Origin of the sequence: Vibrio sp. Isolate33, assembly GCF_022397895.1 — a bacterium.
Lineage (GTDB): Bacteria > Pseudomonadota > Gammaproteobacteria > Enterobacterales > Vibrionaceae > Vibrio > Vibrio pomeroyi.
The window spans coordinates 26,397-51,476 of sequence record NZ_JAKEUP010000003.1 but is presented as its reverse complement, the minus strand read 5'-3'; the positions used below and the strand labels follow the sequence as shown (position 1 = coordinate 51,476).

Below are 25,080 nucleotides of genomic sequence, written 5' to 3'. Positions count from 1 at the left end.
CTTTTACCTTTGGTAATTTCCCCGCCCCTATAGCGGGGCTTTTTTGTTAGAGCTATAAGTAAATTAAGCGATTCTTAAAATTATCTCACAAAAGTTTTCAAAAACTCACGCTGACAGGTTTGTTTGTTTAAGTATTTGTAATTTAATGGTTTTGATGTTGTCTTGAGTTGGTTTTTTATAGGCTTAATGACCATAAATGACAGGGCGTTGAGTGACTATTGAGCAAAAACTCAGTCAAAATGCTTCGTGCTGTGCTATAATGCGCGTCCTGGGATTGAGCCAGTAAGTCCATTTATCACCTTGCTCGGTGGTTTTTATCACGTTTTATTTTAGTGAAATGGCGAGCCAATCAAGTAGTAGTTGGATATGGAGAGCGTCCTTATATTCGTTGAACCGGATATGCGAACATCATAATTTATGAGTTTTAAATCAAAAAAATACAGTATCGATTCTACTGACTATCAAGTTGGTCAAGACAACGTCAGTAAATGGGGCATGGATGTCCATAACACCGTCTTCGTAGCCTCAGTTGGCTTATCTCTTCTTTTCATCATCACTCTTCTTGCTCTTCCTCCTGCAGACGCTAAAGCTGCAATTGATTCTATTAAGGGTGCTGTTCTATCAAAGTTTGACTTCTTGTTTATGTGGGGAGCCAACATCATGTTAGTTTTTGCCGTTGTTCTTGCATTCTCACCTCTAGGCAAAGTTCGCTTAGGTGGTGAAGACGCGACAGCGGACTATTCAATGGCATCTTGGATTGCGATGTTATTCGCAGCAGGTATGGGTATTGGACTTATCTTCTGGGGTGTTGCAGAGCCAACTGCGTTCTTCACGAACTGGTTCGGAACGCCATTAGACGCAGAACCTTTCACAGCCGCTGGTCGTGAATTAGCATTGGGTGCAACCGTATTCCACTGGGGTTTTCATGCATGGGCTATCTATGGCATGACGGCACTTTGCCTAGCGTACTTTGTTTACAATAAAGGTCTGCCGCTATCTATGCGCTCTGTGTTCTACCCAATTTTGGGTGAGCGAGTATGGGGCAAAACCGGTGATGTTATCGATGTACTAACTGTATTAGTTACTCTGTTCGGTCTTGCGACTTCATTGGGCTTAGGTGGCACACAAGCAGCAAGTGGTATCAGCCACGTGTTTGGCTTGGACAACAACATCTTCCTTCAGCAATCGATCATTGTTCTGATCATGGGCTTGGCGATCATCTCTGTTCTGCGTGGCATGGACGGCGGTGTTAAGTTCCTAAGTAACCTGAACATGGTTATTGCGTTCGTATTCCTTGGTCTTATCGCAGTATTGAACTTCACAACTGTGCTTGATTCAATGGCAACGGCTGTAACTGGTTATGTGAAAAATATCGTCGCGTTGAGCCAAAGTGCGGGTCGTGAAGACACAACATGGCTGCACGGTTGGACAGTGTTCTACTGGGCATGGTGGGTAGCGTATGCACCATTCTTCGGTATGTTCGTAGCGCGTATTTCTAAAGGCCGTACGGTTCGTGAGTTCCTACTTTGCGTACTGATCATTCCAACGTTAGTAACTTCAGCTTGGATGTCTATCTTCGGTGGCGTGGCTATCGAACAAGTGATTAATCAAGTGGGGCAACTTGGCCTTGACCAAGGTATCACAGACGTATCTCTAAGCTTGTTCTACATGTTAGATGCTTACGAGTTTGGTAGCATCCTGTCTGTTATCGCAGTCGCGCTGATCATCGTGTTCTTCGTGACAACGCTAGATTCTGGTTCTATCGTTATCGATGGCATGACGGCGGGTGGTAAACTTGAAGTGCCTGTGAAACAGAAAGTGGTTTGGGCGGTTATTTCAGGTGCTATCGCAATGGTGATGTTGTGGATTGGTGGTACTCAATCAATTCAAGCACTGCAATCTATTACGATTATTGCAGCACTGCCGTTTACGATCATTCTTCTGCTTGGCTGTATCAGCTTGCTGAAAGGCCTACTGACTGAAGTCGGTAAAGGGCAAGAAACGGTTACTCCAGCAACTAAGTAAATCGCGAACTCAATAAGTTTCTAGATAGGGACTTACTCTAGTCAGCAGATTCAAAGCTCCCTGGCACCGCGTGCAAGGGAGCTTTTTTATGCCGTGAAGAAATCAGCGAAAGAGAAACAAAAAAGAGCCACAAGTGAGTAGTCACTTGTGGCTCTTTTAGTTCTTAGTTCTTGCTATTAGGTACTAATTAGCGGGTTTGCGCTTACGCGTTCAATTCGTGCTGAATAACGTAATCTAAAGCACCAACAACAGCAGCAACTTGAGCATCGTTACACTCTTCGTCTGTGACTTTGTCGCTGTCTGGGTAAACCTCAGTAGTCGTGCCGTACTTACAATCCGTCACACCGCCACATAAACCAAGCTTCTTCATTGGGTAGTTAATTACGCCGTGTTGAGTGACGTCTGAACCAATGATCTTGCCTTCGTCATCCGCTGGTGCGATGTGCGTTACTTTTTCAACTGAAGCGATGACAGCAGCTTGGAATTCAGGTTGAGGGTTTTCAGTGTCACCCACAGTATAGAAACCGTCTGGGATCATGCCTTCGATGTACTCAATGCCATCACGTGCAGCGAGTGCAGGGCGGAACTCAGTTTCATCAGAATCGGTTGTCTCGTGAAGATCAACGTGAACCAATACTTCTGGCAGAGACGCGACTAATGCTCGTAGGTTTGCTGATTCTTCAGCTGGCGTACCGTCATAGAAAGAGCGGTTTGGATCAACAGCATTTGGGTTCCAGCGGTTGATGACTTCGTAACCCCATGGGCTCACACAAGGTGCTACAACAATGTTGAAGTGCGCAGTGTACTTTTCTGCTTGAGTTGCAGCGAATTTGATTGCGCCATGTACACCACTGGTTTCGTAGCCGTGAACACCACCTGTTACGAGGATGGTTGGCTTTGACGCGTCCCAGTTTTTGCTCTTGATTGCGAAGAGTGGGAAGCGAGCTTCGTCGTAGCTCAGTGCGCCGTATTGCTCGATGTCAAAGCGGTCTGCCAGTGCTTTAATCTTTGGCACGACTTCTTGTTGGTATTCACGCTTAACCGTTCTTTGAGCAAACCATGCTTGACGCTCTGCTTCTTGCCATTTTTTTCCTGGCTCACCAATAGGGTAGGTGTAGGTACTTTCCATTGTTTTATCTCTGTGGGGTACGTTGTGATGAAGTGAGAATAATCAGCAGAATGGCATCGTGCAACTCTTATTGAACCTGTGTATGTAAATGACGGCCAACATTCCAAATAACATATGTGAGTACAAGTCAGGTTGATGACTATGGAAGAGGAACCCTTGATATGCTTGATACCAATGTTTGGGTTAAGCGGAGACAGTTCCTTCGAATTCACCTTTGCACACGGTATTCCGACCTTGTTCTTTTGCGTGGTACAAGGCTTTATCTGCACGTTCAATCAGATTAGTACGTTGGTCATTAGGGTGTAATTGAGCGACCCCAAAACTCGCCGTTAATGGCTTTTCTTGTTGTTTCCAGAAGGTGTGACTTTCTATTAGTACTTTTAGTTTCTCTGCTGCTGTACATGCATCATTGATTGCTGTGTCAGGCAGCATGATTAAGAACTCTTCACCCCCGTAACGAAATGCCACATCGTGTGCTCTTAGATTGTTGATGAGTATCTCGCCAAGGTTGTGCAACACACGATCACCGACTTGGTGCCCATAAACGTCATTAACCTGTTTGAAGTGATCGATGTCTAAAATGATCACCGACAGAGCGTGTTTATGCCGCAAGCTACGTGTCAACTCTCGGCTGGTCATCTCGTTCATCGCTCTTCGATTATAAAGCTGTGTGAGGCTGTCTTTTAATGAAGAGCTATAGAGTGACTCCATCAGTCGAGCATTAAGAATCCAGTTGTAAGTAAAGCCAAGAGTACTTAGAAGAATCGCAGTCATGATGATGGCGAGCTGGTGGACATTACCGGCATGAAGGAAGTCGCCGATATTAGGCTCGCGTAGGGTGCACCAGATTCTAAACAGCATAAATAGAGAGTGGATAACAAGCACGCCTGTGAGCAGCATGATCGGCAGTTTTAGGTCTTCTACTTGGCTTTTATTGACGACAATCGCACTTGAAACCGTACAAAGCGTGACATACACAGAGATGACAACAACACGTGCATTGGTAGAAGGTTCGATGACGGAATAATAGATCAGCGCAGCTAACGCCAGTGGTAAACAAGAGAAAACAACCAGTGGATAGATTAAGGGAGCATGTCTGATTTGATGCAAACTGAGTACGACCAGAGCGAACCCTAAAGCAATACAGAAATTGGCAGCGACTTTTGAAAGCCAGAAGGAAATATCATCGCCAAAGCTGAGCAGGGAAAATCCTGCCATTAAAAAAAATACGGCATAGAACAGGCTCCGAGTACCTTGAGTCGGTGCTTGATTTCTTTGTTTAATTATTAGCCCGATGCAATAGGTCCCAGAAAGGAACACCATAATTAAACATAGAGTACGAACGTCTAAGCCTAAACTCATCACTATCCATGTAAATTTATGCATTGTATGGAATAAGATTAGGCGCTAATGGCCTAGAATCAAGGGAATTAAGACATAATTAAAAAAGCCCCTCACTTAATGTGAAGGGCTTTGAAGTTTTTGATTTAAACAAGAAATCTCGTTTAAAACGGTGCTGCGTTATTTAACAGTCCAAGCAATTGTCTCGCCGCCACGGATTGGCACAACGATGTCTGAACCGAAAGGCATTGTCTCAGATACATTCCACTCTTCTTTTACTAGAGTGATGGTGTCTGTGTTACGTGGGATACCGTAGAAGTCAGGGCCGTTGTGGCTCGCGAAACCTTCTAGGTTCTCAAGTTTACCTTCTAGTTCGAATACTTCTGTGTACAGTTCTACTGCTGCGTGCGCAGTGTAAGAACCCGCACAACCACATGCTGACTCTTTAGCACCTTTCGCGTGTGGTGCTGAGTCTGTACCCAAGAAGAACTTCTTGCTGCCGCTTGTTGCCGCTTCGATAAGCGCTAATTGGTGAGTGTTACGCTTAAGAATCGGTAGGCAGTAGAAGTGTGGCTTAATGCCGCCAACCAACATGTGGTTGCGGTTGTAAAGCAGGTGGTGAGCTGTGATGGTTGCAGCAACGTTGTCGTTGGCGTTCTTCACGAAAGTCGCAGCATCTGCTGTTGTGATGTGCTCTAGAACAATCTTCAGGTTAGGGAAGTCGTTCACAATCGGTGCTAGTACTGTGTCTAAGAACTGCTTCTCACGGTCAAAGATATCAACATCGTGAGTCGTTACTTCACCGTGTACCAAAAGTAGCATGCCAACTTCCTGCATCGCTTCTAGTACGTGGTAGATGTTCTTAGCTGAAGTTACGCCTGAATCAGAGTTTGTTGTTGCGCCTGCTGGGTAAAGCTTAGCTGCAACCACTGCGCCAGACTCTTTCGCTTTGCGAATTTCATCAGGTGTTGTGTTGTCTGTTAGGTAAAGTGCCATTAAAGGCTGGAACTGTTCACTTGGTTGCTCTGCCATGATGCGTTCACGGTAAGCAAGAGCCATTTCGGTATCGGTTACCGGTGGGATGGTGTTTGGCATGATTAACGCTCGACCATTGTAGCGGCTGATATCGCGCACTGTATCTTTTAATACGTCGCCATCGCGTAGATGAACGTGCCAGTCGTCAGGACGAGTAATCGTAAGTTGTGTCATTGAAGGCTCCCACCATTTGAAGTGTTATGTAGTTGGAGCCTAAACTCGGCGAAATCTGTGAAAGCAATCGCTTACGTTTAGGCGACAGGATGATAGTGGAAAAGCACTTTCATTTCATCCTATTTTTAACTCTTCAGGGTTAGGAGCTTGTTTTTCTGGGTATTTTATTCGGTATTTATTTTTGAAGGCAGGTTAGCGGGTAGCTACCCAGAGTCCGTGAATCATTCCTGGTACCCAGAAGAAGAAGGTAAGGACAATGTTGATTAGCAAATCTTTACCTGCGCCACGAGCGAAAAACACGCCAACAGGCGGAAGCAGTACACATAAAATGATAATGACGAGTTTGTTCATGATAAATCCTTTTTATTCAATGAGAGTTCAATGCGTTAACCGTGTTCATATTATAGAACGTCTGGAGAGTGTTAATGCATTGCTGTCTTTATGTATAGAAGACAGTCGTTTAAACATCTCAAGATATTAGCTTAGTATCAAGTGTTTAATGCCTGCCAGTTTATCTATTTATAACCATTTGTTAGCATTGGGACAAACAACAAAACATTGGAATCGTTATGTCGCAGCTATCTTCAGGTCAAAGGGCTTTAGCTCAAAAAGCTTCAGGTCAACAGCCTTCCTTATCTCAAATCAATGTGTTTCCGGTAAAGTCAGTGGGTGGCATCTCGCTCTCTTCTGCTTGGGTCGAAAAACAAGGTCTTACCTTCGACAGACGTTTTATGTTGGCATTGGCTGACGGTTCAATGGTCACGGCTCGTAAGTACCCGAAGATGGTTAAGGTATCTTCAAGCTTGCAACCAGACGGTTTGATTTTCACTTATGAAGGCAAAGAGCCGCTGCGACTAAAATACGCGAACTTCAAGATGCAAGAAGCGCCAGCAACGGTTTGGAAAGACAGCTTCACCGCTTACACCACTAACGATGAAGCCGATGATTGGTTCAGTGACGTGTTGGGTGTTCGTGTTGAGTTATTGTTCTCAGGCGAGCAATCGAATCGTGTTCGTGAAAAGCTCGGCCAGAACGTAAGTTTCGCTGATGGCTATCCAATGTTGGTGATCAGCCAAGCATCCCTTGATGAGCTGAATCGCCGAAGCCCTGAAGTCCATTCTATGGATCAGTTCCGCACTAACTTTGTTGTCTCTAATACAGAAGCCTTTGCTGAAGATGGTTGGAAGCGCATACGAATCGGCGAGGTTGAATTTGAAGCAGTGAAACCTTGTGAGCGCTGTATTCTGACGACGGTAGATGTTGAGCGTGGCGAATTTAGAGCAACAAAAGAGCCGCTGAATACCTTCTCGACTTTTAGAGCCAATGAGCGTGGTGGCGTGTTCTTTGGTCAAAACCTCGTCGCGAAAAATGAAGGTTTAATCAAAGCCGGTGATGTGGTTGAGGTGCTCGAAACCAAAGAGAAAGAGCATTACGAAGACACATGGGTGGAGTCGCTGCATTTAACTTGTGTTGAACGTGAAGAGATCGCTCGCGACTTTACAACGTTTTGGTTAGAGCCTGCGAAAGAGAACCACTCACTACCTAGTTATCAACCGGGACAACATCTACCGATTGAAATGGTGATTGATGGCGAGAAGGTCTCTCGTCGTTACACCTTATCTTCTAGTCCGTCACGAGCGGGTCGTTTAGCGATCTCAGTGAAGCGTGTCGATGATGGCCAAATCTCTAATTGGTTAAATGATCACTTCCAAGTGGGTGATACCTTAGTCGCTCAAAATCCAGATGGCGCATTCTATTTGGAAGATAACCCAACACACCCATTGTTGCTGTTGTCAGCGGGAAGTGGCATCACACCAATGTTGTCGATGCTTCGTTACTTAGCCGACCATGGTCAGATTGATGATGTGGTGTTCTATCACCAATGCAGCAGTGAAGAAGATATCCCTTATCAAGCTGAGATTGATAAGATCACTCGCGAACATGCTGGGCTTCGCGTGATTTATTCACTAAGCCAACCAACGAAAGATTGGGATGGTCTGTCTGGTCGTTTGAGCGTGTCTCATGTTGCAAAAATTGATGAGTTACATAAGCGCCAAGCGTTCGTGTGTGGCCCTGACGGCTTTATGGATAATGCCAAGAAACTGCTGATTCAAATGGGGCTGAACCCTCAGCATTACCATCAAGAAGCGTTTGGTGTTGCTCAATCGACCGAGGAAGCTGTGAAGCAACTTCAGTTGAGTGTGAATGGCTACTTGTTCGAAGGTAATAACCAGTCAACCTTGCTAGAGCAAGCAGAGTCGGCGGGTGTGTCTATTGCTTCAAGTTGCCGCGCGGGTTTCTGTGGCGCTTGTAAAGTGACCCTTGAGTCAGGGCAAGTTCATCAACCTGACGTACCAGCGCTGCAAGAGCATGAACGCAACATGGGGCAAATACTGGCGTGCTGCAGTGTGCCTCAAACTGATATCGAAGTCGTAGACTAACTCGGTAGGTCGAAAGACCAGAAAGAAAAGCGCATTTAATAGAAAGGCCGGAAGTTCACTGAAATGAACTTCCGGCCTTTTTGATTCTGAGACTAATCCAGCAAATTAATCGTAGATCGTTGGGATCGGTTGACGCTTGTGCTGTGTTGCTTTGTAGATACCCACTAAGCGGTCAGAGACGTCTTGAGGGACTTCTTTACCTTCAAGGAAATCGTCGATTTGGTCATAAGAAAGGTTCAATGCTGCTTCGTCGGCTTTCTGTGGATCAAGCTCTTCTAGGTCGGCAGTAGGAACTTTCTTAACCAATAGCTCTGGCGCACCTAGCGTTGCTGCAAGTTCACGAACTTGACGCTTGTTTAGGCCAAACAAAGGCGCTAAATCACAGGCACCGTCACCGTGTTTGGTGTAGAAGCCAGTGATGTTTTCTGCTGAGTGGTCAGTACCAATCACAAGACCGCCAACGTAACCAGCAATTTCGTATTGTGCGATCATGCGAGCGCGAGCTTTCACATTACCTTTCACAAAGTCGATTTTTGCTGAGTCTGTTGGTAGTAAACCTGTACCTTCAAGCGCAACGTGAGATGCAGAATGAAGCCCATCAACACCCGCTTTGATGTTTACAGAAACAGATTGAGAAGGCTGGATGAAAGAGAGAGCAAGTTGTGCTTCGTCTTCATCTTTTTGCTCGCCATAAGGTAGGCGAACCGCAATGAATTGGTAGTCGTTGCTGCCAGAGTTTTCGTTCAGGCTATCAACGGCCATCTGTGCCAAGCGGCCACAGGTCGTTGAGTCTACACCGCCACTGATACCAAGGATCAGAGACTTGCAGCCTGACTGCTGAAGTTTCGTTTTAATAAAGTCCACACGACGAGTCACTTCGAAGTGAGGGTCAATTGAAGGTAGTACGCGCATTTCGTCACGAATTAACTGTTCCATTCGTATTCCTTTCCTGCAAGCAAATTAAAAATCTAGTGTTATCATACCTAAATCATCCGATTTAAAAACCTCTTTGCACAAGCTTAGAAAGAGAAGGCAGTAATAAATAATGGAAAAAATAGCCATTTTCGGTAGTGCGTTTAATCCACCGAGCCTAGGGCATAAAAGTGTGATTGATTCGTTGGCTCACTTTGACAAAATTCTACTCGTTCCAAGTATTGCCCATGCTTGGGGAAAAGAGATGCTAGACTTTGATACGAGATGTCAGTTAGTTAACGCATTTATCAGTGATCTTTCACTGGATCAAGTTGAGCTTTCGTTGATCGAAAAGAGCCTATTTACACCCGGTGAAAGCGTAACGACTTTTGCTGTGCTCAGTGAACTGCAAAAGTTACATCGTGACGCTGAACTGACGTTTGTGATCGGGCCGGACAACTTCTTTAAGTTCTCATCTTTCTATAAATCCGATGAGATTACTGAACGTTGGTCTGTAATGGCTTGCCCTGAAAAAGTGAAAATACGCAGCACTGACATACGTAATGCGCTGATAAGTGGAAGCGATGTTGCAAAATTGAGTACTAAGTCAGTTACAAAGATGTTGCAAGATAGTGGACTGTATCAGATAATGTGAGTTCACTAATCAAGAGGTCAGAGGACTATGCTAAAGAGCGCGATACCAGCGACGTTGATCATGGCAGCATGCAGTATGCCTGCTTATGCTGAATGTGATTTTTTTAGCTTAGATTCGATCATGCTGACTTCTGATGACGACAACTGTTTGGACTTTTCTTCGAGTATTGAGTCTTTTGGTCAACGTATGATGGAAATCAGTGGGCTGAGCGATGAAGAAGCGCAGAGTGCACCTGACTATTGGTCTGACTGGGTACTTCAAAGTAAAGACGCACCACTACTGACACAAAGCATAGAATCAAACTATGTAGGTTTGGGGATGTGGTTTCCTGAAGATCTGGAAGACGAGCAGTATGATATGTCTACAGAGGAGTGGCTGCTAAACCACGGCTTGCAACTGAGCATTGGTTTTGGTGAGAAGGTCGAAGGGCAACCTCGTATGCGCTTTGACTACCGTTGGCACGACTCGCGTGATGCTGACCTAATGATGCAGGTTGAATTGCCTTTCTAAGGGAAGAAGCCGAAGGTTTGCTCTAAACCTAGAACAGACGTTGAAGAATTAAAAAAGCCGCAAAAACTCAGTTTTTGCGGCTTTTTAGTATCTGGACGAGATTTTCAGTCTTCTCAGTCTTTTGGCGCTTATAGGTCGTCACCAAAAACAAGCATGCAAAGCTGTTCAAACTCTTCTTCTTTTCCTGAGAACAAATCATCGATCACAACATCTCGCTTCTGACCTGACTGCATTCGCTTCTTCGCTTCACGCATTACCATCACCAAGGTGTGCTCTTGTGGCAGGTTAGAATCATCAATGTTCCATTGATTGAATCGCTGAGACAGGGCACTTTCACAAAGCAGTGGCTTAAACGACAACACTTCTTGCTTCAATACAGACAGCATATCTTTGCAGGCTTGCTCTGTATTGTTGGCACTTGAAGTACGAGACTTAGTCAGCTCTAGCTTTTCGAGTAGCGCTAAAGAGAGGTTGGTTTGCGTGATGTAACCCGCTTGTCTTGGGAATGAATCTGTCAAACGCACAGAAAAATCGACACGATTAATCTGAGTGTTTGGAAAGTAGGTCAGTGATGTTAAGCAGTCGTATGGGATCCAGACGCTTTGTCCTGGTTCAACGGCGTACTCTTGTTTACCCAGCTTTATCAAAACCAAGCCACTTTGAACGGATACAAGGCTATGTTTAAGTACTTTCTTGCGTGGTGTGATCACCAAGTGTGAAAAGTAAGCCGATGTATATTCAATAGCGAAGTTCATAGATAGTACCTTAATTTTGGGGCGTCAAGATTACCGTTAATCTCAAAGAATGCCAACAATAACAGGGGATTTTCAATGTTTCTGGTCTGACCTTGTCAAAAGTATGGGCTCTGTAGCTGCGAGAAGTCAAAACAACGCGTAGAATGAGCCAGCTTTTTATTATATGAATTAAAAAATGACCTCTCCAACCGATCCATATGTTGATATTCGTCCTTACGGCGATGATGAAATTCCAGCGGCACTAAACCGCCTTATTAATGATGAAGAATTTATCAGTGCGATACTGCACTACCGTTTTTCAAACCATGCGTCTTGGTTCAAAGCATTAATGAGTCCAATTTTACGTGTGTACTTAAAAATGAAATGGAGCAAGCTGACTAGCGTTGAGTCCATTCAGATTGAAGTGAAAAAGTACTTACGTGACACGCTCGCTAAGACCACAAACGGTGTGACTTACACAGGTGTAGAGTCACTGGATGCAAATCAAGCTTACCTGTTTGTATCAAACCATCGTGACATTGCTATGGATCCGGCGTTAGTAAATTACGCTCTGCATCAAAATAATCATCAGACTTGTCGCATCGCGATTGGTGACAACCTGTTGAAGAAGCCATGTGCGACCGAATTGATGCGTTTGAACAAGAGTTTCATTGTTAAGCGTTCTTTGAAAGGGCCGCGTGAAATGATGAAAGCGCTAGGTCAACTGTCTTCTTACATTAAGCACTCTCTAGAGACAGGTAACTCTATCTGGATCGCTCAAAAAGAAGGTCGTGCTAAAGATGGTAACGATTTTACAGAGCCAGCTATCTTGAAAATGTTCCACGTTGAAGGGCGTAAGCAGAAGATCGCATTCCCTGAGTATGTGAAATCATTGAAGATCGTACCGGTCGCTATTTCTTACGAAAACGATCCGTGTGACACGGCTAAAGCCATCGAACTCTTTGAAAAAGACGTTAATGGCAGCTACGAAAAAGGTGAGTTTGAAGATATCGAAAGTATCATTCAGGGCATCATCGGCAATAAAGGCCGCGTGCACGTTGGTTTTGGTCAGGTTATCGACCAAGATTTTGATACGCCAGAAGCATTGGCTGAAGAGATCGATCGCCAGATCCACAAAAACTACAAACTGTTCCCAGTAAACCTACTGGCGGCAGAAAAAGAAGACGAGTCGATTACTGCTGCGGTTAAGCAAGAGTTTGAAGAGAAACTATCGAGCTTGCCAAAAGGTGCGCGTCAGTATCTGATTGATAGCTATGCGAACCCAGTGAAGAACATTGGTTAGCGAACATCTCGCTTAATGAGCATTAGTTGATTGAATTGAAAAAGGAGCCTTGGGCTCCTTTTTTGTTTTTGCTGCTTTATCTTTGCATTAAAGAGGATGAACTGTCGGATAGATTAGCGAGCGACTGCGCCACCCAGATCTAAATTGGTTGGCCATTTAGTTACGGTGTTGCCTCCTAGGTAGATATTGCCTCTGACAGTCATGGTATCGGGAAACGTTGTAATTGCTGAGCCGCCTATATATAAGTCACCGTCAATCACGATTCCATTGGGTAACTCTGTTAAAGGAGTACGAATCACGCTCAAGTCACCTTTCACTCGAAAGCCATTTGGGAGCCTTTGCAGCGGGGTATCGGTGAGGTTAATAAACCCGCCCACTCGCACGCCTTTCGGCCAACTGGTAATTTGGCTGCCAATCAAATCGGCATAGCCTTTTATCTTAACCCCAGTCGGAACTCTTGCGAGTTGGCTGTTAGAGGCTTTTAGGCTGCCGTTAACTTCTAACCCTTTAGGTAGGCGTGTGATCGCCGTGTTTTCGATATTGAGATTACCATCGACCACTAAGCCCGTTGGAAGCAAGGTATAAGGCTTATTACGTAGATATAAGTTTCCGTAATTATCGAGATGGTTCAATATTTGATAGTGATCGAGTGGTTCAGCACTGACATTTGTTATGGTTAGGGAACCAATAATAAGTGCAATTATTCTGAGCATAACGGACTTCTTATTACGATAGACGCTAACACTATAATGGAAAAATTATTCTCGCATAGTGTTTTACCCATTTGGCGGTAGGTGAAAGAGGAATTAAGCGATAATGGCAGGTAAATCAATGATTAGAGTAAATACGCCAATAATTAAGGTCTTTCTGGTTGCAGCTTCGATGTTTGGCTCTATGTCTGTAAGTGCGAACAAAGTAATTTCAACACCCGCAAAGGCGGCCGTATTGGTGACTCAAGGTGGGCAACCACAACGAGTTTGTTATTACGATGACAAAGCTTATAGCGTTGGTGCGGTGTTAGAGGTTGGTGGTGTCGTGATTCGGTGCGCTGCAGAAAACGATTTTGAGCAAAACGGTTCACTGGCTTGGATTGAAATAAAAAAAGACGAGTAAAGCTACTCGTCTTTTAATAAGAATATGAATGCTTATATTAACGCGCTAGAGAGCGAGTTTTAAGTTCAAAAATAATCTTTTCAGCACTGACTTCAAATTTAAAGCGAGCATGCAATTCCGTGCTTTCTTCTGTCATCTCTGACGCTTCAAATTCAACGTTGCTAGACACTTGTTTAGCAAGCTCAACGTACTTAGCAAACTCAGTTTCAATGATTGCTTTAGAGTTACCGTAAACCGTTACTTCAGCAACATCGTCGCCTTCTTTAATGATGAACCCGATTTCACCTGCGCAGCCGCAAGCCTCACATACATCGTTGTTACCCATATCTTGGCTCATAAATAATCCTCTTACAAAGTCTGAGGTTATTCTAACGAGCAATTTGAACTGTATCTACAAAAATTAAAATCTTTGAACTAATTTATACTGGTATGCTATGTTGTTTGTTGAGGGGTTAAATGAATATGTACATTCGCGCCGACAAATATGTATGTGATCTATCTCATGTTTTGTTGAAAAGCAGTGTCATTAATTTGTCAGAATATCATTCAGTTAGTTGCGTCGTAACTGATTTTATAAGACTATCTATTGCTTGATAGGTATTTATACAATGAATTTATCGTTGGGTATTTGATATTCTAAGTAGTTATTTTAGATTAACCACTTAGAGCGGTAAGGTGACTTTCGAAGGATAATTAGACAAAGTGCCCAAAGAGGCAGCACTGTAAAATTGTTCGTACAAAGTATTTGTCGGTATTTAATGGAAATACTTGCGAAAAAATACCTTGCTCACATAATGCTGATAACGATTTTCATTCTGACTTCATTTGATTGAGTTAGATGGATTTACAAAGAGAAGAGCCTGAATATGCCAAAGCGTAGTAAAGAAGATACAGAAATCACTATCCAGAAAATCATGGATGCCGTTGTAGACCAGCTACTAAGATTGGGTTACGACAAGATGTCATACACGACGTTAAGTCAGCAAACGGGCGTTTCTCGTACAGGTATAAGCCACCACTTTCCAAAGAAAACAGATTTCACAGCTGCTCTAGATGGTCGAATCTTCAAGATGTTCATGGAACACATTGATTTCGAAAACGGTCTGGATGCATTCTCTGCTAGCTGGGTTACAGCACTTGAAGACGCTGAGTTCCTAGCAATCTTACGTTTACTTTTCCATCATATCGTTACTGCTGAAAGTGCACATGAATTCGCGGCAAACGGTATTGATCGTCTATACAAACTGACTGAAACTCAGTTTGGTGATACTAGCGGTAAAGAACTAGAGTGGTTGATTGGTAAATCATTGATTCGTATGAGCCAATAATCAACACACAATGAAAGAAGCTCCTGAGGGGGCTTTTTTTGTGCTTGTCGTTTGTGCTTTTGCTCTTTTTCTATCGTATTTACCACTCTTTCTTCGTCTGCTTGTTTGTGTCCAATGGCGTTATCTCTAGTCTTTTTAACCGCTTACATTCATGCCTTTTCTTCACCCTTACTGTGAAAAGCTAAGTAACCCTAATTGATAATGTTCACTTATAGAGCCTCAAACGCTCGGAGTGAGACGTTTTGGGGTTCATTGCTATGGTTGCTAGTAAAATTAAGTTTAAGACGTGAGAGAGGCTATGAGCCAATAAAAAGCCTCGATAAAATCGAGGCTTATAATGACTTAATTGTTATTAGGAGCAAATGTTCACAACGAATAGGTTTTAAATCGAGACTATTGGGCTGGGTGAACTTGAGGGAAGCTCATGGTTGGGTGCTTTTCTACAATACTTTTGTAGCCGTACACATCCTCAATCATAGAAGGTTCAAGCGCCTCCCAAGGGTTGCCATCGCAAACCAAGTTACCGTCTTTTAAGACTACGAGTCGATCAGAATATTGAGCGGCTAGGTTTAGGTCGTGCAAAACTACGATAACGGCAGCATTGTGGTTGTCGGCTAGCTCTCTCGCGATTTTTAAAGTGTTGTGCTGGTGGGCGAGATCCAGTGCTGATGTCGGTTCATCGAGCATTAAGATGCATTGGTCACCAGAGTGGTGAAGCTGAGTTAACACTCGAGCCAAGTGAACGCGCTGTTTTTCACCGCCAGATAGGGAAGGGTAGAGCCTTTCACTCAGGTGAGTGACATCAGCCACATCCATTTTTTGGCTAGCGATGCTCGTCAGCTGTTTATTTGACTCTTGCAGAGGAATACCACCAAGTTCGACAACTTCATGTGCCAGAAAGGGGAAGGTCAACGTGCTGTGTTGAGGAAGCATCGCTAAATGTTTCGCCAGCTTCTGTGAAGGCCACTTGTCTTTAGCGTGTCCAAAATATTGGATATCACCCGTGCTCGATATTTCCTGACACAAGGCTTTAAGTAGTGTGCTTTTTCCTGCGCCGTTCGGCCCAAGCAGTGTGGTTACCTTTCCTGCTTCAATCTCAATAGAAACGCCATCTAAAATCACTTTACTGCCGAACTTTACTTCGATGTCGGTTGCTTTTAACGCTGCAGGAAACATTAAAGGATTCTCCCTTTCTGTTGAAATAGTAGATACAAGAAGAATGGAGCGCCGATGATTGCTGTGACAATACCTACTGGCAGTTCTGCCGGTGCCAGTGCCACGCGAGAGAACATGTCTGCAGCCGTTAGTAGTAATGCGCCTAGAACCGCTGACAGGGGAAGTAGCACTCGATGATCTGGGCCCGCTAACATGCGACCTAAATGAGGGATAACCAGTCCGATAAAGCCAATCATGCCAGACAGGCTCACCGTGATACCAACGCCCGCAGCCGTTAGTAGAATCAACTTTCGTTTTAGCTTTTGTACTGGAATGCCAAGGTGTTGCGCTTCTGATTCACCCAGTAATAGGGCATTCAAAGACATCGCTTGGCGGTAGAACACAACAAACAGACCAACGAGCGTAACCGCAGCAAGCAAAATACCCGACCACTTTGCACCTGCTAGTGAACCCATCGACCATAGTGAAAGATCACGCAGCATTTGGTCATCTGCAATGAAGTTTAAGAAGCCAATACCTGCGCCTGATAGTGCACTGATCGCCACACCTGCTAACAACATGATGGTTACTGAGGTGCCGAATTTGCCAGTACCCAGTTTGTAAACCAGCAGCGTGGTTAAGGCGCCGCCTAAAAAGGCAAACACAGGTACCGCAGCAAAGTTCATGAATGCAGGATATTGCAGTGAAAGCTCAGAGAAAAGAACGATAGCCAATGCTGCACCTAATGCAGCGCCCGCAGACACACCTATGATGCCAGGTTCGGCAAGTGGGTTTCGAAACAAACCTTGCATCACCGCGCCACACAGAGCGAGGATTGCACCAATCAGCATGCACAAGATGGTTCTAGGTAAGCGAATTTCTTGAATCACCAAGTTGATGTGAGGTGCTAAGTCATTGTTTGGTTGAATTAAGCTCGTAGCGCTGTCGGCTAAGCTAATGTTCATTGGCCCAACAGTGATCGAGTACAGTGCGACAAAAGCTAAGGTAGCACCTAGGCCTAACATCGATGTTTTCAGTGGGACGGATCGTAACAACATAAAGGGCCTCAATATCTATCGCTAATTTTAATCACCTTCACCAACAGCGTGAGTCAGTTGGTGAGGGAAGCGAATTAGCGATAGCAGAAATAGGGTGGTTGAGTTATAGCGGGTAGATAAGTGCGTTTAAGCGCTTAGCTTCAGAGAGGCTTTCTAGGCCAAGCCCGCCAACCAAAGCACTGCCATTTACGGTAATGATTTGCTTGTTCATACCAGCAGGCGTTGCAGCTAGCATAGGCAGTGATTTAAGGATGGCATCCGCACCGCCCATTTTTTGATAGCTACGGCCGCTTACTAAAATGACATCAGGTTGCATCTCAACGAGTGATTCCATTGAAAGTGGCTTGTAAGACGTTAAGCTCTGAGCGGCAGGGTTGATACCGCCAGCTAATTCGATGATTGCGTTTGGTGATGTTTCACCACCAGCAACGTTCGCAGGGCGACCTTCATGCAGCAACAGGAATAGAACTTTCTTCGCTTCGTTGCTTGGTACTTGGTTCGCTTTCAGTGCTGCAATTTTTTGATTCACATCGGCTTTCACTTGCTGCGAGTGGTCTTCGGTATGGGTGATCTTTGCGATTTGGTCGATACGCTTTAACAGCCCTTCAACGTTTGCTTCAGTGTTCACGATCTCGACATCGACGCCTGCCGATTTTAATTGAGAGATAGCGTTGTCTGGTCCCATTTCATCCGACCCAATCAGAGTGGTTGGCTCTAGGGCAAGTAAGCCTTCAGCAGACAGGTTTCTGTGGTAGCCAATTTTTGGCAGGTTTTCAGACTGAGGGAAGCGACTGGTTACATCAATACCCACTAATTGTTCTTCTGCGCCAAGCGCCAAAACTAATTCTGTAACGGCACTACCGGCACTGATGATACGAGGTTGTTCAACGTCGTTAGCCATTGCGGTTGGTGCAGTCAATGCCAAGCTCATTGCAGCTACTGAAAGGAGATGTGTCTTGGTCTTTAATTTATTGAGCACGTTTAAGTTGTTCATAATAAGTTCTTTATATTTTCTTTTTGTATCGCGAAGATACTCAGTGAGCAGTCCGTTCGCATTGTGAGTTCGAGTCGATAGAAAGGCTTAGCTCTGATTGTTTAGTCTTGTCGGTCAGAAGCCAAACCTCGTGAAAATTGAGTCTTGTTCTAGCCATCGTCAGTGAGCAGTTGAGTCGCTGGTATTCCGTTCTCTTGAAGAAATGAAAGCAGCTTCACTAAGTTTTCAACGTTGGCGGCTTTATCCGCGCCAATGATGATCGGCTTTTTATCCGTTGAATCAGTCTCTTCTAACAAGGCAATCTTGAAGTTTTCCCAGTCGATGTACTCTTGGCCGTTAATCGCCCAGTAGGGTTCATGGTCTAGGATGTTGACGCTAATCGAGTCTTTGTGGACTTCAGAAACGTTTTTAACGTCAGAACTAGGCAGTTCAACTTCCAGTGACTCCAGCTTTACTGATGCCGTAAGCAATAGAAAAACCATCACGATAAAAATGATGTCGAGCAGCGGTGTTAAGTCCGGCGCTAGGCTTTGTGTGTGAGATGAGTGGGGCGTCTTAATCATGCTTGGCTCACATCACCGATAGAGGTTTTGTTGACAGGCTTACTTTGAGCATCATCAGATTGATTGGTTTGAATCGACATACCTTCTAGCCACACATTCACATAGTTCAGAGTATGTTCTAGCTGAGCAAGCACTCGGTCAGCCCAAAGGCCTAATAGCTGTGCGCCTGAAATTGCAGGAAGTGCGATCATCAAGCCTGCAGCCGTCGTTCTCATTGCTAAACCAAGACCGTCTGCTAGGTCGTTCGGTGTGATGCTGCCTGTCGTCGCAGCAACACCTTTGAACATTTCAATAAGGCCAAGTACCGTGCCAAGTAGTCCAATCAGTGGGCTAATCACACCGATTAAACCAAGCAGTCTTAGGCCTGCGTGCAATTGGTGGCGTTTTTCTTGTAGCCAGATCCCCGCTGCATCTTCACGTAAACCTTTTGAGAATGAGTGGTGAGCAAGCAGCATCGAAACGCCCTTGTACAGTAGCGGTCGTTTACCTGAAATCGACTGAGCGAGTGCTTCAATCTCTTTGCTATTGGTTGGTGAGATCTGGTTGAGCTCACGACGAATGGCACGTTTGCCAACGCCAATACTTAACATAACTTGGAATATACGTTCTGCGATGATCATTGCTGTTAATGCAGAGCAGATAAGAAGAGGCCAAGTCATTAAGCCCAGTTGATCTTGTAAGTAACTGATTTGTTGCATGATTAATCCAACCTAAAACGAACAGGTATTTGTACTCGGTGAGCAATCGCTCGACCATTGACAGTATGAGGTGAGAATTTCCATTGTTTAATGGCGTCTAAAGCGGCGTTATCGAGCATTAGTGCGCCTGATGAATTTACTAATGCTTGTTTAATTTGTTTGCCATCAGCGTCTAACCAGATCTCATAAGTTGCGACACCTTCAACGCCACGTCGTCTGGCTTGGCGAGGATAATTCGGCGGTGTAGGGCGTGCAGAGAAAGAAGGCTTAGTGACTAGCACCGGCTCTTGGTTTGATACGCCTTGGTTTACTTCCTGAGGTTGGTTCGCAGACTCGTCCATATTCTTATCGACTTTTTTGTCGGCTAGCTTCTCTGGTTTAGTGGCTGGTTCAGGGCGTTCTTTCTTCACGACCTTTTTTTCAGTCACCGGTTTCTTTTGAACCGGCTTCTTCTCAACTTTCTTTTCAACAACCTTTTTCTCTACTTTCTTAGGTTGAGGCTTATTGGTGATCGCTTTTTTCTTTGGTGTCGGTTTGGCTTGCTTTGGCTCAACGGCCTTCGGCTCGACAGGTTTAGGTTCAGCTTGTGAGACTGTTTCCTCAATTGGTTTGGGTTCAACGGGTTCTGTAACCGTTTTTTGTTGAGCTTGAGAAGGAGCGCTTTTAGGCGTGAAGTTGATCGATACCGTGTTCGATTGGCTACCTGCAGGCATCGCAAATACTTTGGATTCTTGAGCGACAAACAATAGCGCTGCATGAATCACCAACGATGCACCGCCTGCAATAACATATCTAGGAACGTTCACAATCAATCCTTTACCAAATCAAAATTCTGTATTGGATTATTGCCTAGAATCTAAATAAGATCAATTATCAATTGCATTATCATTTGGCTCTATTTATGATTCTCTCAGTTTTTAGCGAATAGTCTTCCAGACTTTGCTATGTAAGTGTTTAGAGAGATTATATGAGTCTTAATATTTATAAATTTGACGAATCAATCTTGGGTGTTTCTAGCCCTGATCCGCTTCGTTTTGCGTTTGCGAAAAAGCATTCTGCACATGCCGGAGGAAGTTCAATTCCGGTCGACCCGAGCAAGAAGTTGGAGCTCTTTGATGAACTGATGCTAAGTGAAGGGAAGAAACAGGATAAGCGTTGCTTGTATATCCACATTCCCTTCTGCCGTGTGCGCTGTACGTTCTGTAACTTTTTCCAAAATGCCGCAAGCCGCAAATTAGTGGATGAGTACTTCGATGCTCTGATGGTTGAGTTGAAGCAAAAAGCCAAAACGCCTTGGGCTCAGTCTGGATTATTTCACGCCGTCTATATTGGTGGTGGAACACCTACCGATCTATCGCCTCAACAGGTAGAGCAACTAGGTAAAGCGATTCGCCAATACTTCCCGTTAGCAAACGATGTGGAAATGACTTTAGAAGGGCGCATCAATCGCTTTGGCGACGAGATGTTCGATCGTGCGCTTGAAGGTGGTTTCAACCGTTTCTCCTTTGGTATTCAAAGTTTCAACACTCAAGTTCGACGCAGTGCCAAGCGCTTAGATGACCGAGAGGTTGTGTTGGAACGTATCAGTGCTTTGAGCCGTACTGAGCAAGCGCCCATCGTTCTGGATTTGCTGTACGGATTACCATACCAATCTATGGAAGTGTTCCAACAAGATTTAGAAGACTACATGTCTACTGGTGCACACGGTATCGACCTCTACCAACTGATTGTTGGGGGCAATGCTCCTATGCTTAATCTTGTTGAGAAAGGAAGAATCCCACCGCCGGCCAATACGCCTGATAAGGCGAGCATGTACTTGGCGGGTGTTGAGTTCATGGCCAAGCACAAAGTTAAACAACTGAGTGTGAATCACTGGACTCGCGATAACCGCGAACGCAGCATTTACAACAGCTTAGCGAAAACTTATGCCGAGGTGCTTCCAATTGGTTGTGGTGCTGGTGGCAATCTTGGCGGCCACGGTGTGATGCAACATCGAACTTTAGACAGCTACATGGAGTCTATAAAACAAGGTCAGTTGCCGATTGCGATGATGACGAAGCAAAGCTCATTAGAGCCAATCTTCTCGACATTAAAGGCAGGCTTTGATTCTGGTGTTGTTAGAAGAAGTACGTTGCCGACCTTTATGGGGCAAGACACGTTCGATTACTTGAAGCCTCTGTTCTCACATTGGGAAAAGAATGGCTTGGTTGAGCTTGCAGAGGATTACTTGAGCCTGACTATTGCTGGCAGCTTCTGGGCAGTAAGCCTCGCTCAGAGTGTGATTCAAGTGCTTAACGCTGAATATCAAGCAATGCACCCAGCGCCGAAAGCATCAAGTTCGGGCGTTCACCCGCATGCAAGCTTGAAGCACGCTTAATATCGACTTTTAAATTTAGAACTTACGTAAATTACTCGTTTATACGGAAACATATTCAATGACAGATACAACATTAGAAATGACAGAAACTTTAGAACAACGTGTTGCTCGCATTCTAGAAGAAGAGCCAAAACTGCTTCCTACTGCGATTGCTGAGAAGCTCGGTGTTTCAGAGGTTGAAGTGGTTGCTGCTTTTCCAAACGACATGGCAGTGATGTTAGATGGTAGCCGTGCTCAAGAAATTCTTGAAGGTTTAGTGGGTTGGGGCCCTGTGACCACAATCGTGCATTCATTCGGATCAATCTTCGAAGTAAAAGCGCCGTTCCCTAAAGGCAAAGTAGCGCGTGGTTACTACAACCTTATGGGCAAAGAGGGCGAGCTTCATGGTCACCTGAAACTCGACAACGTTAAACAGATCGGTTTGGTGAGCAAAGCGTTCATGGGGCGTGAAAGTCATTACTTCGGTTTCTTCAGTGAAACGGGCGAGAACATTTTCAAGATCTACCTAGGCCGCAACGAAAAGCGTGAGCTTATTGCCGACCAAGTAGAACGCTTCAAAGCGCTAAAAGCACAAGCTTAAACAGAATCAGCAGTAATAGTTAATAAGACATCAATGCTCGAGGATCGTTTAGTTCGCTAATGATCGCTCAACCTCGAGCAAAAATAATAAATCAGAGAAAGTGAATAAAGGAATTACCCATGGAACAGCAAGTAAAACAAGAACGTCTACAAGGTCGCCTAGGTCCAGAAATTAAAGAGTTTCGCCAAGAGCGCCGTACCCTTCAACTTGCAACGGTTGATGAAGAAGGTCGCCCAAACGTAAGTTACGCACCTTTCGTTCAGAACCAAGAAGGTTACTTTGTTCTAATTTCTGATATTGCTCGTCATGCTCGTAACTTGAAAGCAAACCCTCAAGTGTCTTTGATGATGATTGAAGACGAAGAGAGCTCGAAGCAGCTTTATGCACGTAAGCGTCTAACGTTTGATGCTCAAGCGAGCGTTGTAGAACGTGAAACAGAGCTTTGGACTCAAGTGATCGGCCAGATGCAAGAGCGTTTCGGCGAGATCATCGATGGTTTGAGCCAGCTTCAAGATTTCTCTCTGTTCAACCTTAAAGCAGAGAACGGCCTGTTCGTTAAAGGCTTTGGTCAGGCATACCAAGTATCGGGTGACGATCTAGTAGATTTCGTTCACCTGCAAGAAGGCCACAAAAAAGTATCTAACGAGTAATCTCGTTTAATTGGTTATTTAGAAGCCCTCCAATGTGAGGGCTTTTTTACGTCTAAAAATCGTCATAAACACACTGGTCATTGATGTGAGAAAATGCAGACTAAATCAAAGAGTTTGGTATATTGGCGTTTGATTAATATTTATGTGTAAGGATCGCTACGTGAAACCAGTAAGTCGAGATTGGGACGAGTTCTGTTACCCGTTTATTTATGAAGACAGCCCTATCTGTGATTTTGAGATTCTATCGGACGAGCTTTGCTGCCGAGTTGGATTGGTTCTTTCATTGGAATTGGAACCACAAGTTCGCGAGATCCTGCAACGCTTGCAGCCTAACATCTATCATTTGAATGGTTCCGTGCGTGGGAAGTTAGCGATCACTGAATCCGAACTGGTCGAGCTTAAGCAAGATTACCACCGTATCCGTGAGCAGTTAGAAGGTGGCTTCAAAGGGTTTGTATTACCTGGTGGGAATCGAGTATCGAGTGAGCTTCATTTGTGTCGTTGTCAGGCTAAGAAAGTAGTGCGCGCTTTGGTGAGCATTGAGCACCATGAAAGTAAAAAGTCACCTGATCCGATTCTTTTTAAATACGCTAACTTAGTCGCGAACACACTGTATGCATTGGCTTCTTTCACTAATCATGTCAATGAGGTAGAGGAAGTGGAATTCGTGAGTAAGAGCTATTCGATGCCAAAAAGCTCTATGCCGAAAAAGAAAGACTAATGATGAGCTCTATTTTGGTTAAGAGATGAAAAAGTAAGAATTGAAGAAGCTAAACCATTAAACTTGATGTTGGTTTAGCTTTGTGAATAGTCTTAAGCCGCTGTAGAGGCGTTGTTTAAGACTTTTGCGCCGCGTAGCATGGCTTCGATTAACTCACCCGCATTGAACTTCTCAAGCGCTTCGTGGGCACCTACCTGGTTCGCACGATCAACACAGATCTCACTCGATAGTGAGGTATGCAAAATACAGTAAGCATGGCTCAATGCACTGTCGTTCTGTACTTCAAATGCAAGTTCGTAACCATCTAGTCCTGGCATCTCAATGTCACTCACAAGAAGGTCAATCGCTTTGCCTACACTAGCTTGGCGTCGCATTAGGTCGATCGCATCCAAACCGTTATTGCAGATGCTATAAGGAATGTTGATGCTATCTAGGGCATCAGATAACTGCTTACGCGCAATTAAAGAGTCATCCACCAATAAGATGTTCAGCGCTTTGAGTCGCTCCCTTTCTACATCGGTCAGCATTGGAATATGCGCGTTCTCGTAATCTGGGTAGATCTTAGAGAGCAGCAGTTCGACATCGAGCATTTGCACGATACGATCTTCAAAGCGGGTAATGCCCGTCACAAACACATTACGACCGACACTCGCTGGTGGCGATTCAATACTCTTCCAATCACATTCAATGATTTTGTCGATTGAGCGAACCAAGAATGCCACGACCGTTCTTAAACAATCGGTCACGATGAGCACACAGTCATTGTATTCAGCAGGAGTGATCGGGCGAAAGCCAATCGCAGCAGACATATCAATCACTGGAACCGTTAGATCGCGAATGGTCACGGTGCCAATCACATGGTGATGAGAGTAGGGGATTTGAGTCATCGGTTGAAAAGGAACGATTTCCCTGACTTTAAGCGTGCCAATCGCAAAACTTTGAGTGAGGGACAATTTGAACATCAACATTCCCTGTGACTGACTCGCTTTACTGATCGGTTTGGCCATAATTGGCTCCTATTTACTACACGCTTAATTTATAAAGAATAATTTAAAGGGAAATAGCAGTCGCGGCAAGTAACTCTACTGTTTTTAGGGGCTTTAAGGCGGTTGTTTTCGGTTATAGAGTGAAGAATGGTGTTTCTTGGGTTAAAATCACGCTAAATACTCGCTGTCGATGATCAGTCGACAAGCAGACAGCAACAAACTGAGAATTATCATGGCAAGAACAGCAGCAGCGCTTCATATTCTGGTGAAGCATAAAGAACTAGCAGAAGACATCATGACGCAGCTTAAAAAGGGCGCTAAATTTCAAACGCTAGCGAAGAAACATTCAACCTGTCCATCTGGTAAAAAGGGCGGCGACCTAGGCGAGTTCAAGAAAGGTCAAATGGTGCCTCAGTTTGATAAGGTTTGTTTCTCTGGCGAGACGCTTGTACCACATCTTGTAAAAACTAAATTCGGCTGGCACGTAGTTAAGGTTCTTTACAGAACCTAGTGTAAGATATGTGTTAGATGGAATAAAAGGAGCGTATATACGCTCCTTTTTTGTGACTTTTTGGTGCATTTAAAAGCACAATGGCTG

General features: G+C 44.5%; 27 protein-coding genes. 12 read left to right on the top strand and 15 right to left on the bottom strand.

The genetic code is table 11. From position 1 onward, the window contains the following. The first annotated feature begins 417 nt into the window (after positions 1 to 417). The gene (locus L1D37_RS06940; protein WP_239847354.1) at positions 418 to 2,025 is read left to right on the top strand and encodes a BCCT family transporter; all 1,608 of its coding nucleotides are present in this window, start codon (positions 418 to 420) and stop codon (positions 2,023 to 2,025) included. Between the two features lie 202 nt (positions 2,026 to 2,227). On the opposite strand, the gene L1D37_RS06935 is transcribed toward L1D37_RS06940, so the two are convergent. The 4 genes from L1D37_RS06935 to L1D37_RS06920 form a co-directional block, all read right to left on the bottom strand. Continuing rightward, positions 2,228 to 3,154 carry a M14 family metallocarboxypeptidase gene (locus L1D37_RS06935; protein WP_017633377.1) on the bottom strand — a complete coding sequence of 309 codons (927 nt, stop codon included), beginning with the start codon at positions 3,152 to 3,154 and terminating at the stop codon, positions 2,228 to 2,230. 183 nt (positions 3,155 to 3,337) lie between these two features. After that, positions 3,338 to 4,372: a GGDEF domain-containing protein gene (locus L1D37_RS06930; RefSeq protein ID WP_239847353.1), complete on the bottom strand. Its 1,035-nt coding sequence runs from the start codon at positions 4,370 to 4,372 to the stop codon at positions 3,338 to 3,340. A 303-nt stretch (positions 4,373 to 4,675) separates the two neighbouring features. Next, on the bottom strand, positions 4,676 to 5,704 hold the full coding sequence (gene pyrC / locus L1D37_RS06925) for a dihydroorotase (RefSeq protein ID WP_017633383.1): 1,029 nt from the start codon (positions 5,702 to 5,704) through the stop codon (positions 4,676 to 4,678). 192 nt (positions 5,705 to 5,896) lie between these two features. Then, the gene (locus tag L1D37_RS06920) at positions 5,897 to 6,055 is read right to left on the bottom strand and encodes a YqaE/Pmp3 family membrane protein (RefSeq protein ID WP_008215717.1); all 159 of its coding nucleotides are present in this window, start codon (positions 6,053 to 6,055) and stop codon (positions 5,897 to 5,899) included. A 218-nt stretch (positions 6,056 to 6,273) separates the two neighbouring features. On the opposite strand from L1D37_RS06920, the gene L1D37_RS06915 reads away from it, so the two are divergent. After that, positions 6,274 to 8,145: a hybrid-cluster NAD(P)-dependent oxidoreductase gene (locus tag L1D37_RS06915; RefSeq protein WP_239847352.1), complete on the top strand. Its 1,872-nt coding sequence runs from the start codon at positions 6,274 to 6,276 to the stop codon at positions 8,143 to 8,145. Positions 8,146 to 8,250: 105 nt separating this feature from the next. Here L1D37_RS06915 and nadE read toward each other — a convergent pair whose 3' ends face one another. Next, positions 8,251 to 9,081 (bottom strand): ammonia-dependent NAD(+) synthetase, encoded by an 831-nt coding sequence (gene nadE / locus L1D37_RS06910; RefSeq protein WP_239847351.1) that lies wholly within the window; start codon positions 9,079 to 9,081, stop codon positions 8,251 to 8,253. A gap of 109 nt (positions 9,082 to 9,190) precedes the next feature. On the opposite strand from nadE, the gene L1D37_RS06905 reads away from it, so the two are divergent. Together L1D37_RS06905 and L1D37_RS06900 are read left to right on the top strand one after the other, a co-directional pair. Continuing rightward, complete coding sequence (locus tag L1D37_RS06905; protein WP_017633380.1) at positions 9,191 to 9,712, top strand: nicotinate-nicotinamide nucleotide adenylyltransferase; 522 nt, start codon at positions 9,191 to 9,193, stop codon at positions 9,710 to 9,712. Positions 9,713 to 9,739: 27 nt separating this feature from the next. Then, complete coding sequence (locus L1D37_RS06900) at positions 9,740 to 10,222, top strand: hypothetical protein (RefSeq protein ID WP_239847350.1); 483 nt, start codon at positions 9,740 to 9,742, stop codon at positions 10,220 to 10,222. A gap of 128 nt (positions 10,223 to 10,350) precedes the next feature. Here L1D37_RS06900 and L1D37_RS06895 read toward each other — a convergent pair whose 3' ends face one another. Then, positions 10,351 to 10,977 carry an AraC family transcriptional regulator gene (locus tag L1D37_RS06895; RefSeq protein WP_239847349.1) on the bottom strand — a complete coding sequence of 209 codons (627 nt, stop codon included), beginning with the start codon at positions 10,975 to 10,977 and terminating at the stop codon, positions 10,351 to 10,353. A 175-nt stretch (positions 10,978 to 11,152) separates the two neighbouring features. Here L1D37_RS06895 and L1D37_RS06890 point away from each other — a divergent pair, with 175 nt between their 5' ends. Next, positions 11,153 to 12,259: a 1-acyl-sn-glycerol-3-phosphate acyltransferase gene (locus L1D37_RS06890; RefSeq protein ID WP_239847348.1), complete on the top strand. Its 1,107-nt coding sequence runs from the start codon at positions 11,153 to 11,155 to the stop codon at positions 12,257 to 12,259. Between the two features lie 113 nt (positions 12,260 to 12,372). Here the strand turns inward: L1D37_RS06890 and L1D37_RS06885 are convergent, their stop codons facing one another. Beyond that, complete coding sequence (locus tag L1D37_RS06885) at positions 12,373 to 12,972, bottom strand: hypothetical protein (protein ID WP_239847347.1); 600 nt, start codon at positions 12,970 to 12,972, stop codon at positions 12,373 to 12,375. A gap of 103 nt (positions 12,973 to 13,075) precedes the next feature. Here L1D37_RS06885 and L1D37_RS06880 point away from each other — a divergent pair, with 103 nt between their 5' ends. After that, positions 13,076 to 13,372 carry a YnjH family protein gene (locus tag L1D37_RS06880; protein ID WP_239847346.1) on the top strand — a complete coding sequence of 99 codons (297 nt, stop codon included), beginning with the start codon at positions 13,076 to 13,078 and terminating at the stop codon, positions 13,370 to 13,372. Positions 13,373 to 13,409: 37 nt separating this feature from the next. Here L1D37_RS06880 and L1D37_RS06875 read toward each other — a convergent pair whose 3' ends face one another. Beyond that, positions 13,410 to 13,709: a YfcZ/YiiS family protein gene (locus L1D37_RS06875; protein WP_176679354.1), complete on the bottom strand. Its 300-nt coding sequence runs from the start codon at positions 13,707 to 13,709 to the stop codon at positions 13,410 to 13,412. Between the two features lie 529 nt (positions 13,710 to 14,238). Here L1D37_RS06875 and L1D37_RS06870 point away from each other — a divergent pair. Continuing rightward, a complete protein-coding gene (locus tag L1D37_RS06870; protein ID WP_017105619.1) occupies positions 14,239 to 14,700 on the top strand; it encodes a TetR/AcrR family transcriptional regulator in 462 nt (153 codons plus the stop codon). Between the two features lie 393 nt (positions 14,701 to 15,093). Here the strand turns inward: L1D37_RS06870 and L1D37_RS06865 are convergent, their stop codons facing one another. From L1D37_RS06865 to L1D37_RS06840, 6 genes are all read right to left on the bottom strand, one after another. Then, positions 15,094 to 15,876: a heme ABC transporter ATP-binding protein gene (locus L1D37_RS06865; RefSeq protein ID WP_239847345.1), complete on the bottom strand. Its 783-nt coding sequence runs from the start codon at positions 15,874 to 15,876 to the stop codon at positions 15,094 to 15,096. After that, positions 15,876 to 16,913, bottom strand: coding sequence for an iron ABC transporter permease (locus L1D37_RS06860; protein WP_086712827.1), 1,038 nt, complete (start codon positions 16,911 to 16,913; stop codon positions 15,876 to 15,878). Before L1D37_RS06860 ends, L1D37_RS06865 begins: the two co-directional genes overlap by 1 nt. A 103-nt stretch (positions 16,914 to 17,016) precedes the next feature. Then, positions 17,017 to 17,907 (bottom strand): ABC transporter substrate-binding protein, encoded by an 891-nt coding sequence (locus L1D37_RS06855; RefSeq protein ID WP_239847344.1) that lies wholly within the window; start codon positions 17,905 to 17,907, stop codon positions 17,017 to 17,019. Positions 17,908 to 18,056: 149 nt separating this feature from the next. Next, a complete protein-coding gene (locus tag L1D37_RS06850) occupies positions 18,057 to 18,470 on the bottom strand; it encodes a biopolymer transporter ExbD (protein ID WP_239847343.1) in 414 nt (137 codons plus the stop codon). Beyond that, on the bottom strand, positions 18,467 to 19,168 hold the full coding sequence (locus tag L1D37_RS06845) for a MotA/TolQ/ExbB proton channel family protein (RefSeq protein ID WP_239847342.1): 702 nt from the start codon (positions 19,166 to 19,168) through the stop codon (positions 18,467 to 18,469). The genes L1D37_RS06850 and L1D37_RS06845 overlap by 4 nt, the downstream gene beginning before the upstream one ends. A 2-nt stretch (positions 19,169 to 19,170) precedes the next feature. Next, positions 19,171 to 19,974: an energy transducer TonB gene (locus L1D37_RS06840; protein ID WP_239847341.1), complete on the bottom strand. Its 804-nt coding sequence runs from the start codon at positions 19,972 to 19,974 to the stop codon at positions 19,171 to 19,173. 161 nt (positions 19,975 to 20,135) lie between these two features. Here L1D37_RS06840 and hutW point away from each other — a divergent pair, with 161 nt between their 5' ends. From hutW to L1D37_RS06820, 4 genes are all read left to right on the top strand, one after another. Then, positions 20,136 to 21,545, top strand: coding sequence for a heme anaerobic degradation radical SAM methyltransferase ChuW/HutW (gene hutW, locus L1D37_RS06835; RefSeq protein ID WP_239847340.1), 1,410 nt, complete (start codon positions 20,136 to 20,138; stop codon positions 21,543 to 21,545). A 58-nt stretch (positions 21,546 to 21,603) separates the two neighbouring features. Next, positions 21,604 to 22,125 (top strand): heme utilization cystosolic carrier protein HutX, encoded by a 522-nt coding sequence (gene hutX, locus L1D37_RS06830; RefSeq protein ID WP_008215687.1) that lies wholly within the window; start codon positions 21,604 to 21,606, stop codon positions 22,123 to 22,125. Between the two features lie 119 nt (positions 22,126 to 22,244). Then, positions 22,245 to 22,775 carry a heme utilization protein HutZ gene (gene hutZ, locus L1D37_RS06825; RefSeq protein ID WP_004731858.1) on the top strand — a complete coding sequence of 177 codons (531 nt, stop codon included), beginning with the start codon at positions 22,245 to 22,247 and terminating at the stop codon, positions 22,773 to 22,775. 160 nt (positions 22,776 to 22,935) lie between these two features. Next, a complete protein-coding gene (locus L1D37_RS06820) occupies positions 22,936 to 23,496 on the top strand; it encodes an ATP:cob(I)alamin adenosyltransferase (RefSeq protein ID WP_239847339.1) in 561 nt (186 codons plus the stop codon). A gap of 92 nt (positions 23,497 to 23,588) precedes the next feature. Here the strand turns inward: L1D37_RS06820 and L1D37_RS06815 are convergent, their stop codons facing one another. Then, on the bottom strand, positions 23,589 to 24,503 hold the full coding sequence (locus L1D37_RS06815; RefSeq protein ID WP_176679362.1) for a chemotaxis protein: 915 nt from the start codon (positions 24,501 to 24,503) through the stop codon (positions 23,589 to 23,591). 169 nt (positions 24,504 to 24,672) lie between these two features. Here L1D37_RS06815 and ppiC point away from each other — a divergent pair, with 169 nt between their 5' ends. Continuing rightward, positions 24,673 to 24,993, top strand: coding sequence for a peptidylprolyl isomerase PpiC (ppiC, locus tag L1D37_RS06810; protein ID WP_275665465.1), 321 nt, complete (start codon positions 24,673 to 24,675; stop codon positions 24,991 to 24,993). Positions 24,994 to 25,080 lie beyond the last annotated feature (87 nt).